The sequence below is a fragment of the Mycobacterium mantenii genome, from assembly GCF_010731775.1.
GTDB classification, from domain to species: Bacteria; Actinomycetota; Actinomycetes; order Mycobacteriales; family Mycobacteriaceae; genus Mycobacterium; species Mycobacterium mantenii.
The window spans coordinates 1,984,062-1,998,233 of the sequence record NZ_AP022590.1 but is presented as its reverse complement, the minus strand read 5'-3'; the positions used below and the strand labels follow the sequence as shown (position 1 = coordinate 1,998,233).

10 protein-coding genes are annotated in these 14,172 nt (G+C 68.9%); 9 read left to right on the top strand and 1 reads right to left on the bottom strand.

The window, feature by feature from the left end:
- The 9 genes from G6N50_RS08980 to G6N50_RS08940 all read left to right on the top strand — a co-directional run bounded on the left by G6N50_RS08980 (position 1) and on the right by G6N50_RS08940 (position 13,240).
- Positions 1–2,652, top strand: coding sequence for a hypothetical protein (locus G6N50_RS08980; RefSeq protein ID WP_083099242.1), 2,652 nt, complete (start codon positions 1–3; stop codon positions 2,650–2,652).
- Between the two features lie 2 nt (positions 2,653–2,654).
- Complete coding sequence (locus tag G6N50_RS08975; RefSeq protein ID WP_083099240.1) at positions 2,655–4,673, top strand: hypothetical protein; 2,019 nt, start codon at positions 2,655–2,657, stop codon at positions 4,671–4,673.
- Positions 4,670–7,159: a GAP1-N2 domain-containing protein gene (locus G6N50_RS08970; protein ID WP_083099237.1), complete on the top strand. Its 2,490-nt coding sequence runs from the start codon at positions 4,670–4,672 to the stop codon at positions 7,157–7,159. Before G6N50_RS08975 ends, G6N50_RS08970 begins: the two co-directional genes overlap by 4 nt.
- Entirely contained in the window at positions 7,159–8,091 is a 933-nt protein-coding gene (locus G6N50_RS08965; protein ID WP_083099235.1) for a hypothetical protein, read from the top strand. The genes G6N50_RS08970 and G6N50_RS08965 overlap by 1 nt, the downstream gene beginning before the upstream one ends.
- A 23-nt stretch (positions 8,092–8,114) precedes the next feature.
- Entirely contained in the window at positions 8,115–9,269 is a 1,155-nt protein-coding gene (locus G6N50_RS08960) for a hypothetical protein (protein WP_083099282.1), read from the top strand.
- 18 nt (positions 9,270–9,287) lie between these two features.
- Positions 9,288–10,256, top strand: a complete 969-nt coding sequence (locus G6N50_RS08955; protein ID WP_083099232.1) for a sensor domain-containing protein — start codon at positions 9,288–9,290, stop codon at positions 10,254–10,256.
- 3 nt (positions 10,257–10,259) lie between these two features.
- Positions 10,260–11,267, top strand: coding sequence for a sensor domain-containing protein (locus tag G6N50_RS08950; protein ID WP_083099230.1), 1,008 nt, complete (start codon positions 10,260–10,262; stop codon positions 11,265–11,267).
- A gap of 4 nt (positions 11,268–11,271) precedes the next feature.
- Positions 11,272–12,237, top strand: a complete 966-nt coding sequence (locus G6N50_RS08945) for a sensor domain-containing protein (protein WP_163650831.1) — start codon at positions 11,272–11,274, stop codon at positions 12,235–12,237.
- Between the two features lie 97 nt (positions 12,238–12,334).
- Complete coding sequence (locus G6N50_RS08940) at positions 12,335–13,240, top strand: sensor domain-containing protein (protein WP_158086112.1); 906 nt, start codon at positions 12,335–12,337, stop codon at positions 13,238–13,240.
- A 12-nt stretch (positions 13,241–13,252) separates the two neighbouring features.
- Here G6N50_RS08940 and G6N50_RS08935 read toward each other — a convergent pair whose 3' ends face one another.
- Positions 13,253–14,014 carry a cutinase family protein gene (locus G6N50_RS08935; protein ID WP_163650830.1) on the bottom strand — a complete coding sequence of 254 codons (762 nt, stop codon included), beginning with the start codon at positions 14,012–14,014 and terminating at the stop codon, positions 13,253–13,255.
- Positions 14,015–14,172 lie beyond the last annotated feature (158 nt).

The window sequence follows — 14,172 nt, the reverse complement described above, 5'->3', positions numbered from 1 at the left end:
ATGGCTGTAAGGAGCGACACCGCCCTCACCGTGGTCGTGGCACCCCACCTGCATACCGACGAACTCCTGGGTGTGCTGTGCGACTACTCCGCCGCGGGGCTGCTGGGCGTCTTCGTCTGGGTGGATGCCGGCGATGCGCGGGGACCTTCCACGCCAGCGACGATGGTCCGCGAGGGCAGGTCGGAAAGTGTTGTGCTGCAACAGGTGCTGACGACGAAGCACTATGACCGGGTCCGGGTGGCGGTCCTGGTTCCGCTCGATGTTCCGGCCGGCGAACGGGCGCCGCTGGACGCCGAGCAGTTCGTCGAACAGGTGGTGCGCAGCACCGCCAGGGGAGCGGGGATCACGCTGCTGCGGATGCTGCTCACCAGCGGGCGGGCCGGCGCCAGTCAGCTCAGCTCGTCGGCCGTGGTGGAGGGCTGGCACAACCTGCTTGTCGCACCGGAGGATTCGCCGGCGCCCGGGTTGGGTGCGGTGCCGTGGGGACATCTGGCCGAGCCGCTGGATCTGGCCCAGCGCGCAGCGCCGGTGGTCGCTGCCGTTGCGGGTTTGTGGGCCGACGTGCAGCAGACCCCCTTCGACAGCGTGGAGATCCTGCCCGGCCAGACGCTGCGCGCGGTGCGCGCGTTCTACCGCAGCCTGGACACCGCCGAGGTGGAACGACGGCTGCGGGCGCGACTGTTCGATCCGGCCGGACGCCTGCCGCTGCCGCATGGCGGCCAGGTGCCGGTGCTCTTTGTCGAGGACGTCTCGGCGGCCGCTCAGACGATGGCCCGGGCGTTGTGGACCAAACATCGCGACGTGTTGCGCGGCCCGCGCCTGGGCGCCGACGATGTTGCCACGCAGGCCATTTCGATCTGGGCCGCGCTGAAGATGTTCCTGCGCTTCATGGGTGGGGCGCTGCGCAACGCGCCGTCGGCCTGGTTGTCGGCGGTCAAGGGATCGGTATCGGCGGTGCTGGCCTCGACCGTGCAGGGCACCGTGTTCGGCGGTCGCGAATCGGCGTTCTCGGTGGTCACCAGCAGTCAGCTCGCCGACTGGCAGGACCTCGGCCGCAGCGCCGACACGCTCAACGCGGCCATCGGCGGACCGGCGGCCAACGGGCAGCTGGCCCAGCAGGACCTCAGCCCGTTGTGGACCGACTTCGTCAACGGTGCACTCACCCTCGCCGACGGCGGACGCCGCGCCAAGGGGCTCGACCCGATCCAGGTGGGCGCCGGTGTCGGGGTATTGGCCAGCGCCGCAGACGTCGTCCCCAGCCGCGCGGACCGGTTCACGGCCATCCCGACGTCGCTGGCCGCGGTGATCGGGGTCAGCGACCTGGAGCCGGCCGACGTGCTGGGCGCGGCCGACCTGCGCCAGCGGCTGCAACGCGCCTATTCCGATCCGGCGGCCGGCGTCGAGGCGCGCGGGGCGTCGACCGAACTGGAGCGGTGGCAGCAGCACGCGTCGAAAAGCTATGCCTGGCAGGCGGGATCGATCCTGGCCGACTTCCTGGGCCGCGCCCGCACCGAGGTGGCCCAGATCGCCGAACAGATTCAGCGGGCGGCCAGCGAGATCTCAATTGACGAACGGGTGCGCGCCCGCCAGCAAGCCATCGGCACCATCCTGGCCACCCTGACCTGGGGAACGCTGGGAGTCCTCGTCGTGCTGGCCGGCCTCGCGGTAACCGGCTTCACCGGCTGGAAATACTCGTTGATCACCGGCGGCGTGCTGCTCGGTCTCTACATTCTGGTGTCGCTGACGCTGTTCCTGTTCGCCCAGCGCGACATGTTCACCCTGATGAATCTGCGCAAATCGCAACAGAATCAGCTCGAGATGATGCAGGCGAATCTGCAGACCGCGCTGCAGGACGTCAGCCGCCTGTCCACCGCGTACGGCCAGTACCTGTCCTGGTGTCGCGTGCTGGGGCCGGTGCTGCGCGCGCCCTTCGGGCCCGCTCCCGCGGGGCGCTCGGCGGCGCCGCTGATTTCCGACGGGCTGCCGCGCTGCGCCCAGGTCGGGGTCGCCGATCCCGGCGCCGAGCGAGCCGACGACGCGGCGCACGCCATTCAGCGCCGCCTGTATGCGCTCGGCTGGCTGACCAAGCCGTGGCAGGAGATGGTCGCCCACGCCGCGGGCCGGCTCCGGGAGGAGCCCGAGATGCTCTATCGAATGCCGGGTTTCCGGACCGGCTCGGGTCTGGATCAGTGGTCGGCGGCGGTGGCGTCCGGGCAGGTGCACTCCACCGGCGCGGAGGCGCTGTGGCAACGCGTCGAGCAGATGTTCGCCGAGGACGACCGCGTGGGCACCGCGCTGACCGGTTCAGTGCTGGCGCCGGCGATGGGACCGCATGTCGCCTCCGAGCAATTCGCCGCGGGTGTCGTGGACCATCGGCCGGGACACGCCGCCCCCTTCGAGGGCTCGGTGTTCACCGACGCGGCGATGACCGCGGGCCGGAGCGCGGTGGCCATCGACACGGCCACGCTCGCGCGGCCCGGTCTGGGATTTCGCGCCGCGGTGGTGCAGGCCAGTGACGGCCTGGCGCCCTACGACTTCACCCTGTTCGAGGTGCCGTTGGCGGCCGCATCGGGATTGGAAATGGAAAAGACCGCGGTGATCACCCACACCGAGCACCGCGACACGCCGCCCGGCGGGGATTTGGTGTTCTAGGCATGCCCGATCCGCAACACACCGGCGACGCCGACGACCCCCGCCTGAACGCCCTGATCGCTTGGCGCCAGCGCCTGATCGACTCCGGGACGGTGTCCAAGGCGGGCTTCAAGGAAACGCACCTGCGATTGATACTGCGGTCCGGGCGCACTGACGTGGAGCAGATTCGCGCGATGCTGCCCGGTTCGGTCGCCGAGCACGCCGAGGAGCTGGCGGCCGTTCTGGCGGAAGTGGATTCGGAGCTATCGCCGGGCCGGCGTCACCGCTCGGCGCCCCTGTCGGCGGTGGAACCCGACGGTGAACCGACCGCGACCGTCGACCAATCACCGCTGAGCACGAGCGATTTCGCCACATACACCTTCGCCGAACAGTCCGGCCCGCTGGCCGCCGTCACCGTCAGACCATCGCGCGACGACGACGGTGGTTGCGAGCTGACCTGGACCCCGTACCTGCCGGGCGGCGACGCCGTGGTGATCTACCGGCTGGTCGCCCAGGAGGACAACGCACCGTACTCGCCGGATCGGGCCCGATTGGTGGCGGCCACCACCGCGACCACCGCGGCCGACCACACGCCCACCACCTCGGCGGTGCGCTACTACCAGGTGTGGGCCAATGCCGGTGCCACCCGCACCGAAGCGCTTGCCGCACAACCGATCAAACACGCCGAGGGCGTGGCGGTCAGCCCGGTGCGCGATTGCGTGGTCCGGCAGGACAACGGCAAGGTCATCGGCAGCTGGACGGTGCCGTCGGCGGTCAGCGCCGTGTTCGTGTCCCGGATGCTGGCCGAGGATGCCGGGCGTGAAGGGCCCCAGCACCGGATCTTGCTGGATCGCGACAACCGTGCCGGATTCGTGGACTCCGACCCGGCGCCCGGGCGGCGCTACGTGTATCGGATTCGGGCCGCGGTCCCGGTCGATGGTGTGCTGCGGCTGGCGGCACCCGTCGACGCCGAAGTCGAAATCGCCGCCGTCCTCACGCCGGTCACCGACTTGATGGTGACCTCCGCGCCGGGCGCCGCCGAGGGCTTCGAGCTCACGTGGAAGGCGCCGCCGGCCGGCGAGGTGGTGATCTATCGAAGCCAGACCGGCCCGGCCGCCGGCGCCGAGGCTACCGAGTTGCCCACGGCGGCGCTCGAACAGGTTGGGCTCACTCCGGATTTGCTGCTGACGCAACCGATTACCGAGCAGCCCGGCCCCGACGGACGGCCGCGCTCGATGATGTCGGGGGTGTCCTGGCCGACCGACTGGAGCCGCGCCTACTTCACGCCGGTCACGATGCTGGCGGGTCGTGCCTTGCTGGGCAAGACTTTCTGCTCGGTGCGCACCGGCGTCATCCGGGATGTCGAGCTGGCCGAATACTGCAACAAGCAGGTCCTGACGTTCGACTGGCCGCAGGGCGCCGCCGTCGTCGTGGTGTACCTCGCGCCCAAGGGCTACGACCCGCGCAACGGTTTGACCGGCACCTCCTACGAAATCACCGTCGAGCAGTACGAGAAGTACGGCGGCCTGCAACTGCCCAACGGCAAACTGCCGGTGAGCGGTTGCTCCCTGCATCTGGCGCCGGTGGCCTTCTCCGCCGGCCGCCGCGCCATCGGGACCGTGCGCAGCATCGAGTACGCGGGCCTGCTGCGCCTGCAATACGCGGTGCAGCTGAGCCGCGACCCGCAGGGACAGCCCTCGCACGCGACCATCTACCTGCGGTCCGAATACGAAGTGCCGGGATCGCCCGCGTTCGTCCTGGTCAATCACCCCGACCGAATTCCGTTGTCGCCCACGGACGGTGAAGCGCTCGACGCCGCGCCACTGGACGCGCAGGGCGGGCTGGCGGCCACACCGTCCAAGGAACTGCGGTGGTCGGCCTTGACCACCACCGGCACCGCCGAGCCGTGGGCCGTCGACCTGCGGGGTCGGCGCGGATGGATCAGGCTGTTCGTCAACACCCCCTCGGCGGCCCGGCTGCGCACCATCGCACTGCTGGACCCGCCGGTGCACAGCCTTCGCTTGAGCGTGGGCGCGCCATGACCCCCCGCTACGGACAACTCGCCTACACGAGCTTCGACCAGCCGGGAGGCAGGGGAGGCTGGCAGGTCAAGCAGACCACCGGTGATCTGTCACCCGAGGAGACGCAGCGGTTGGCGTCCGGTGTCCGCACCGCGTTTCGCCCGGTTGCACCGCTGCCCGACTATCCCACCCCCGAACAATTGGACGCGGCGCCACGACGCCTCGAGTACCGCCGCTGGGCCGGCGACGCCGCGGGCTACTGGCACACCGTGGCCGCGGGCGCCGACAGCACGGGCCGGCCGGGCAATGTGTTTGCCCACGTATTGCTTGACCGCGCACCGGATTCCGCGCCGCGCATACGCCCCATCCAGCGGTGGGCCTCGCCGGTATGGTTGCATCCGTTCGGCGCGGCGGCCGTCGCGCGCGCCGCCCTGCCGGCCGACCCGCCGGGCGCGGCGCAGGTCGTCACCCGGGAAAGCGCGATCGCGTTCGCGCTGGACACCAGCACCTGGCGGGTGGGCACCCTGCTCGGACTGCTGGACGCCGTGGCGGCCGCGCTCGATGGTGGCGCACCCGTCGCCCTGGGCGTCGTCTCCGTCGACTCGGCCGCGCAGTGGATCGGCCTGGTGAGCTTCCTGATGTCGCCGGGAACCGCGGCGACCATGAACTTCAGCACCTTCGACCGCGCCGACCAGCTCGGCCCCGCGCAGCACGCCATCCAGCACCTGGCCGCCGTGCCCGTCGGTGACTTGGACACGGTCCCAGCCGGTTTCGTCGTCATCGACGAGACCGCGACGCTGTCGCTGGGCGAGTTGGGTGGCGAACCGCATCGGACGGCGGCCGGTCAGGCGATCGACGTCACCGCCTGGTCGGTGATGGCGCAGGAGGCGCTGCTCGACCCGCAGTCAGCGCTCGCGGTGCTCGACGAACTCGACCACCGTGCCGCGCAAACCCAGGATCGGGACCTGCACCCCGCCTGGCCATTGGCCGTCACGATCGCCGCCGACGCGGCCTTTGCCGCCGCCCACCCCGAAGCGAACGCGATCATCACCGCGCACTCGCCGGCCGGCATCATCCCCGGCTCGCCGACCGAACGCCTTGTCGACGAGGCGCTTTCGGCCCTCGTCGGCCACACCACGCCCGACGCCTGGAAGGCGGCCGAACAAAACCTGCCCGGCTTTGCCGGTGAACACGCCGCGCTGACCTACCTGTGTCGCGCGATCGGCGACGACACCTGGCTGGATCAGCTCGGCCCGATTCCGGTAGGCGGCAACACCTATCACGGCCGACCGGTGCCCGACGCGCTGGCGGACGCGCTCGGGCTGGCGCTGCAGCGGGCCAGTGCCAGCGGTGATCCACAACGGCTGCTCAAGCTGGTCGACCTGCTGCTGCGCGCCGGCATCGACGATGACCGCCTGACTCAGGCGCTCACCGACCAGGTGGCAGCCCAGCTGGCCGACCCGCACACTGGGCCCACGCTGGCCCGACGGCTGACGCACCGGCTTGCTCCCGAAACACGCATTGCCGCGGCCGCCGCGACGCTGCGTCTGAGTTGCGAAGGCGCCACGGCGATTAGCGACGCCGTGCTGGAGTGGTTCGCCGACGGGTCCACCATGCCCTCGCCGGGCGAACTGTTGGGCGCACAACCCTGGGATGCAACGTGGACTCGAGCGGCGGTGTGCGGCATGCGCGCCGAGCGCAACCCCGGCGAGGCGAATCGCTTCGCCGAGTTGTGGTGGTTGACGGCCACTGGATCGCCGCGCCGCGACGAACTGGCGGCCCGTCACCTCTGGGATCCCGCGCAACTGGCGGCGGCCGGCGGCGCCGCGTTGAGCACCCCGGCGCTGTTGCCGACGTTGCTGGCAGCACCCGATAGTGAATCGCTGACCCGGCTCGCCGACGAGATCACCGCCGCCAACCACGATGACCTCGCGGTGGCATGCGCCGCGCTGCGCATGGTCAGCCCGGCGGCTTGGGTGCAGCGCGGCTACATCAACACCCATCAAAAGGCCTACGCCCGGCTCTGGGACATGGCATTGGGCGAAACCGCCCGTGGGGGAGTGCACGTCGACTGCGCGGTGCGGGTGACGGTGCTGGCGGTCCTGGGCCTGATCGCCGGCCAGCCACGACCGGTCCTGGCGGGCCAACTGGCCGCCGATCCGGCGGTGGCCGGCGCCACCACCGAGCAGGTGCTGGCTCTGGTAGACAACGACATCGTCACGGCCGCCGAGGTTTTGGCGGCCAACCTACTACGCACCGATGCCGCCGAGCCCGGCGATGCCGTCGATGGTGTGCTGGCCGCGGCCGCCACCGTGCTTGCCGCGAGCCGGCAATTCAGCGACGACGACCAGGAGGGCGTGCTCGCGGTGATGATGCGGATGGCCGGCAGCAACGAGGGAACGCCGCCACGGCGATACCGGAAGCTGGTGGCCACGATGCTGGCCCGCCGCGGTGACGGGCGAGCACCGCTGACGGCCCCGCCGGCTCAGATGTGGAGGGACCACTGATGCCGATCTATGCCCTGACCGCACGCAATCAGCGCGCGCATATACCCGTTGGGCCGCTTTCGATTTCCATCACCGGCGCGGTGCACGACGCCGCGCTCGACGTCCAGGGCGCACCGGGTCAGTCCGTGGTGCGTTCCAGCCCGCAGCACGTCGTGCTGCCCTCGCTGACCGGCCCCGTCACCATCGCCGTCCGGCCCGCGTTCACGACGCAATTCGGTGCGGGCACCGTCGTGCATCTGGCGATCGCGCACGACGTGCCCGACGAGGCCGACCCGGTGCAGGTGTTGTTCGATCCGGTCGACGTCAGCGGCGACGCCGCGGTGGTGTTCGCCGCGTTGCGTCCGGCCGGCCACCACATCGAAGTCAACGTCACCGCGGTCGCCGACACCGCGCTGAGCCCGCTGGCGGCCGCGGCGCGCACGTCCGCGCGGCGTCTGATCGGCCGGGACCGCAAGCAGGCCCGGGCCGAACTTGTTGTCGCGCTGAACAGTTCGGCGTCGATGCGGCCCTGGTTTGCCGACGGCAGCGCGGCCGCTGCGACCGACGTGGCGGTCGGGGTGGCCGACGCGCTGGGAATTCGCGACGTTGCCGCGGTTCTCGTCGGCGCCGACGTCACCAAGGTCTCGGTGGACAGCCACGGTCCCGGGCCGGGCATCGGGCTGGCCGAAGCGGTGCGCAAGGTGCAGCCGCGATGGTCGGCGGGCGCGCGCTGGTCGCGGCTGCGGACCGACATCGCCACCGTGGCCTGTTCGGACTTTCCGGCCAGCGGCGTGCACCGCGGGTTCGCGTTGATCACCTTGTCCGATGACCGTCGTGTCGCCGGGCCCCGGCTGCCCGCGCCGCGGTCCGGGCAAGACGCCGCCGCGGAACTGCTGGCACATCCGCAGGTGCTCGACGAGATCACCGCCGGGCTGGTACGGGCCCTGACATGAGCGCTCCGGCTGCCCAGGCGATATTGACGAAGTGTCCACGCTGCTTTGCCCTTCTGGATCCCGACCATCACCTGTGGACGTTGGCGCCCACCAGTGGCGCGCCCCGCTACCTCGACGAGGTCGGCTCGGCGTTCCTGGGCGCCAAAGCCGACATCGGACCGATGTTCCGGTGGGATCGCCCGCCCGGATACAACGGTCCACCGCCACCGAACATCGCCGCCCAGGCCTTGCGCGGTCCCGTCCTGGAAATCTGCCCGGTCTGCCACTTCACGTTGCCCGACCGGTGGCGCGAAGGTCAGGCCTATTGCATCGCGATGGCGGGTGCTCGCGCCACCGGCAAGAGCCTCTACATCGCCGTGCTGGTCCGGCAACTGCAGCTGCTGTGCGAGCACCTCGGATTCGCGATGGCGCCCGCGACGCGCTCGACGGCCGTCGCGTACACCACCCATTACGAGACACCGCTGTACGTGCAGCGCGGATTGATCCCGCCGACGCCCACGATGATGACCCAGACGTCCACCCAGCGCGAGCCACTGATCTTCAGCCTGGGCACCTGGCATGGGGTGCAGCGTTACCTGGTGCTACGCGACGTCGCCGGCGAGGACATGGAATCGGGAAACCTGCATTCTCCGCCGTTTCGGTTCTTCAGCAATGCCGAGGCCGTCTTCTTCATGTTCGATCCGCTTCGGGTGCAATCGATTCGGGACCAGTTGCAGGACCTGCTGCCCCCGCAGATGGTCAGCGGGGGAGACCCGCGCGGCGTGCTCAACAACGTGATGATGGCAATCGGCTCCGGCGAACCGCGCCTGGCGGTCATCCTGTCGAAGTTCGACGCCCTGCGGGCGCTGCGGGATGTCGACGGCTCCGAGTGGAGCATGGTGATGTCCAACGCCGGCGCCGCCTATCTGCGCGATCCCTCCGACTCCGTTCTCTACGACGACAACGACGGTCAACTGCTGCACGAAGAGGTGCGCAGCCTGCTGACCCGTCTCAACGCCGGATCGATCATCGCCGGCGTGGAAAACCCTTCCACGCCCAGGCGATTGAGGCACCGGTTCTTCGTGGTGTCCGCGCTCGGGCAGCCACCCAGTGGTCAGCGGCTCCACGCCCGCGGCATCGCCCCGTTTCGCTGTGTTGACCCGGTCCGCTGGGTCACCTCGAGTTTCGGCGTGCTCTAGGTCTTCGGTGCGACGAACATGACCGAACCCACACAGAACCCATTTCAGCACAACCCGTTTGGCGATACCCCGTTCGGCAGCGCCCCTCCCGGACCGCCGGTGTATTCGGCGCCGCCTACGCCGCCACCGGATCGGCGGCCGGTCAACACCTTGGCGACGTTGTCGGTGGTGTTCGCGTTCGTGTTCGCCCCCGTCGGGGCGATCCTGGGGCACTTGGGTCTTCGGCAGGTCCGGCGCACCGGGCAGCGCGGTCGGGACCGCGCCTTGGTCGGGATTGTGCTGTCGTATGCGGTAATCGTCGTCGTGGTAGGCGTTTTGGCGGTGGTCAACCGGTCCGACAGCCCCGCCGCCCGCACCGCCACGCCCAGCACCACAGCGCGCCCGCCCACCGTGGCGGCCTCCGACTTGGCGAACATGGAGCCCAGCCTCGACGACGTCAAAACCATTACCGGCGACCAACTTCTGATAGCGGGCACCACCTTGCACCGACCCAACATTGGCAACGCCATGGGACAGACCCTCGACCGCCCGGAGTGCAAGGTCGCGATCGACGCCGGGATTCCGGACTCTTACGACACCGGAGTGATGCTGGGGTTCTACATGCCGGCGTTCATCGACCGGGGCGACCCCTACAACACCGTCGCGGTCGGCTCGGCGATCACGGCATTCCTCGACTCGGCCACCGCGCAGGCCCAACAGGCGAAGATGCTTTCGACATGGAGCAAATGCGGCGCGAGCCCGTCGGTGCAAGTGACCTTTCCGGACGGGCGACCGTTCACGTTTCAAGTGAAGGGCCCGAATTCGACGGGCAACGGGGTTTCCACGATGGAATTCGTGACCGAAACCGAGATGTCCGTGCATGCCGTCGCGACCAAGGCCAACGTCGTTATCGACTTGTTGGTGTCCTACACCGGAAACGGCGTGGACCGCGCCCGGCAAGCCGCGGTGGACGTCGCCAACCAGATACTCAACAAGATTCCGGGCTGAGCCATGACCAATCCGCAGAACCCGTTCGGGCCCAATGCCTTCGGTGGCAACCCGTATGGTGGGGCTCCGTACGGCGGAATGCCGCCGGGCCCGCCGGTGTACACATCCCCGCCTCCGCGGCAACCGCGCGCCAACATCTTCGCGACGTTGTCGGTGGTGTTCGCGTTCGTCTTCGCGCCCGCCGGGGCGGTGCTGGGGCATCTGGGCCTGGCGCAGATACGCCGCTCCGGCGAGCGCGGCCGTGACCGCGCGATCGTGGGATTGATGCTGTCGTATGCGGTTATCACGCTTACGGTGGTGGCTGTGCTGGCGTGGGCGACCCAGTCCGACGGCAGTTCGTCGCGGACAGCGTCACGAACCAGTGCGGCGGTCTCGACCGGTGCGAGCTCGGCACCGCCCTCGTCCATGGTCACGCCCACGGGCCTGCCCGGGTTGCTGCCGACTCCCGAGGACGTCAAGCGGTTCATGGGAGACCCCAGTCTGGTTGCCCTGCCGCCGACATTCAAGCCCGGCCCGGACTCCGACAGCGCATCCGTAGATCGCCCCGAATGCTGGCCGGTCATGGGCGGCGGCGCCCCGAACACCGATACGCAAGCCCTCGTTGGTTACTACGGGTTGGTGCTGATCGACGACCACGACATACCCGCCCTCAAGGAAGCGGGCCAGGTGCTCATGGCCTTTCGGGACCCGCCGGCCGCGCAACGGCAGTTGGCGAACCTGGTGTCGATATGGCGTAAATGTGGAGGGTCGACGATGAATATCCTGCCGCCTCCGGGCAAGCAGTCGGCGCCGATCGCGGTGTCGATGGGTGTCCCCTCAGACGCCGGAAACGGAATCACCGCCATGGTCTTGACCGCGCAAGGTCCCGTGCTGCGGTCGCGCAACGATCGTGCGCTGGTCGCCAAGAACAATGTGCTGGTGGACATCAACGTCGTGCTGGTGGACACCGACAGGGGCCAGCAAGCCGCGCTGGACATCGCCAACTACATCCTTAATAAGATCCCGGGTTGAGCCGATGACGAATCCGTTTGGTGCCAGTCCGTTTCAGCCGAATCCGTTCGGTTCAGGCCCACCGGGGCCACACCAGCCGCCGCCGCAGCCACAACCCGCCTCGTCGCGTGATGAGGCCAATGTGTTGGCGACGTTGTCGGTGGTGTTCGCGTTCGTCTTCGCCCCGGCGGGTTTGATTCTGGGGCACTTGGGTTTAGCGCAGATCCGCCACACCGGGCAGCGTGGTCGCGATCGTGCGCTCGTCGGGGTGACGCTGTCGTACGTGTTCATCACCGCGGTGGTGGTCGCGCTGATCGTGGGGACGGTCATGCCCGACTCCAGTCCGACTCGGGCCGCGCCTGCGACGACCACCCCAAGGCTGCCGTCGCCCACCGTGGCCCCGGCCGATCTGGACAGGCTGCTGCCAACCCTGGACGACGTCAAGAACATGACCGGCGACACCGCCCTGACCGTATACGCGACATACCACCGACCCACCCTCGATCCTCAGGCGAGCACCATCGACCGACCGGACTGCCTGGGCGCGTTCGGTTTCGGCGAGCCCGCGGTCTACGACATGTCAGATGTCGGCGGCTACTCCGAGTCGAATTTTCTCGACACCAACGAACCCTTCGACCAGTGGAGCATCGGTGGAGCCGTCGCCGCGTATCACGATGCGGCGACGGCGCAGGCACAGCTTGCCAAGCTGCAATCCATCTGGCGTCGATGCGGCGGTTCGACGGTGAACGAGACCCGTAAGGACGGCAAAACCTACCCGCTGTCCATGATGCCGTCGGCCGATGCGGGCAATGGCATCACCACCATGGACAACGTGTCGGCCACGCCGATCCGCATCTTCGGTGTCCGTGCCATCGCCGCCAAGACGAATGTGGTCATCGACGTCGGAGTATGGGCCACCAGCAACGCCGACCGCAGCCGCCAAACCGCCCTGGCAATCGCCAACTTCATTCTCAACAAGATCCCCGGCTGACGGTATGTCGAATCCCTTCGGTCCCAGCCCGTTTCAGGCCAATCCGTTCGGTTCGGGTCCGCCGGGGCCGCACCAGCAGCCGCCGCAACCACCTCCGATGCCATCACGCGATGAGGCCAATGTGTTGGCGACGTTGTCGGTGGTGTTCGCGTTCGTCTTCGCCCCGGCGGGATTGATCCTGGGGCACTTGGGTTTAGCGCAGATCCGCCGCACCGGGCAGCGCGGCCGCGATCGCGCCCTGGTGGGGGTGACGCTGTCGTACGTGTTCATCACCGCGGCGGTGGTCGTCCTGATCGTCGGCGCAACGGTGAAGACCGACACGACTCGGATGGCAGCACCCACGACCACCACGACCACGGCGCGCACCGCCACCACGACGACCACGACGCCACCTCCACCACCCACCGTCGCACCGGCCGATATGGACGGGTTGTTGCCCAGCCTCGAGGACGCCGAGAGCATCACCGGCGACCACGCTCTGACCGCGCAGCGAGCGTTACACCAACCCACGCCCGACCCTGAGCGGGGCAGCAGCGACCGCCCGGATTGCTGGCCGGTCATGGAGGCCGGCGCCCCGGAGGGCTACGACGTCCCGGCCATCCTCGGGTTCTCCGCGTCGGAATTTGCCGATACCCACGACCCCTACAACCAGTGGGTCACCGCCCAGGCCGTCGCGGCATTCCACGACTCGGCGACGGCACAGGCGCAGTTCACCAGGCTGCAGTCAGTCATGCGTCAATGCGGCGGCTCTACCCTGCATGCGACCTGGCCCAACGGGAAAACCTACCCGGTCGTGATGAAGCCGCCCGTCGATGCCGGCAACGGCATCAGCACCATGGAGTTGGTGCCGCAGACGCCGATCCACATCTTCTGCGTGCACGCGTTCGCCGCCAAGGCCAACGTGACCATCGACCTGGAAGCATGTTCCACCAAGACCGCCGACCGCAGCCGGCAAGCCGCTCTGGCCGTCGCTAACCTGATTCTCGGCCGGATCCCCGGCTAGCCGAGCGGCTGCTCAGCCGCCAAAGCCGGCTGCCGGCGACGCGACCGACGTCGCGCCGGGGCCGCCCATGCCCAGGTGGCTGGAGGCGAAGGCGACGCCCTTGTCGATCATGGCGCCGTCGTCGGCGTAGGTGTCGTGGGCGGCGAAGTTCATCCCGTCGGAGCAGACCGGGTCTTCGGTGGCGCAGACCTTGACGGTCTTGTCCTGGAAGTTGGGTCCGATGACGACCGGCGGCTCCCCGAGGAAGTTCATGGCCCGCACGTTGGGCATGCCGAACAGCACGACCGAGGAGACATGGCTGGCCACCGAGGGGTCCAAGGGTTTGGGGACGGTGTTGGGGTCGATGCCGTCGGGTACAGCGGCCGAGGTGACAAAGCCCATCACGGCCGCGCCCTGGGAGTAGCCGCCGAGCACCATCTTGGTGTTGGGGCAGTCGCGGGCCATCGAAACCACGTGGGCGCCCGCGTCTCTGACGCCGTCGATGCCGGTGTCCCACTGGTCGGTTGCGGGGTAGTTGACCGGATAGACGTCGAACGACCGTGAGCCCACGCGTTGGCGCAACGAGTCGACGAAGGCCTGACCGGTGGGGCCTACACCCGGTGCTTCACCGGTGCCGCGGGCGAACACCACTTGCACGTCCGGACACTGAGCCGAGGCGGAGGGAATAACGGAAGTAGTCACGGCAGAAGCGGCCACGCCCGAGGCTGCGATAACTACTGCAGGACCAAGGGAACGAACGATGTGACGTGCAATCGTGGCGTCCAAAATGCCCATGCAAGTCCCCTCCCAAACTGTCAACTTGCCAACTATTGCGTGATGTTTTCCCGGATACCGGGCGCGGCGACCGGCGGTGGATAGCGGCGCCGTCGCCGCGATCGGACCGACGCCACGCGTGTCGGATTTCCTACCAGAACACTTTAATCCGTCGTTTG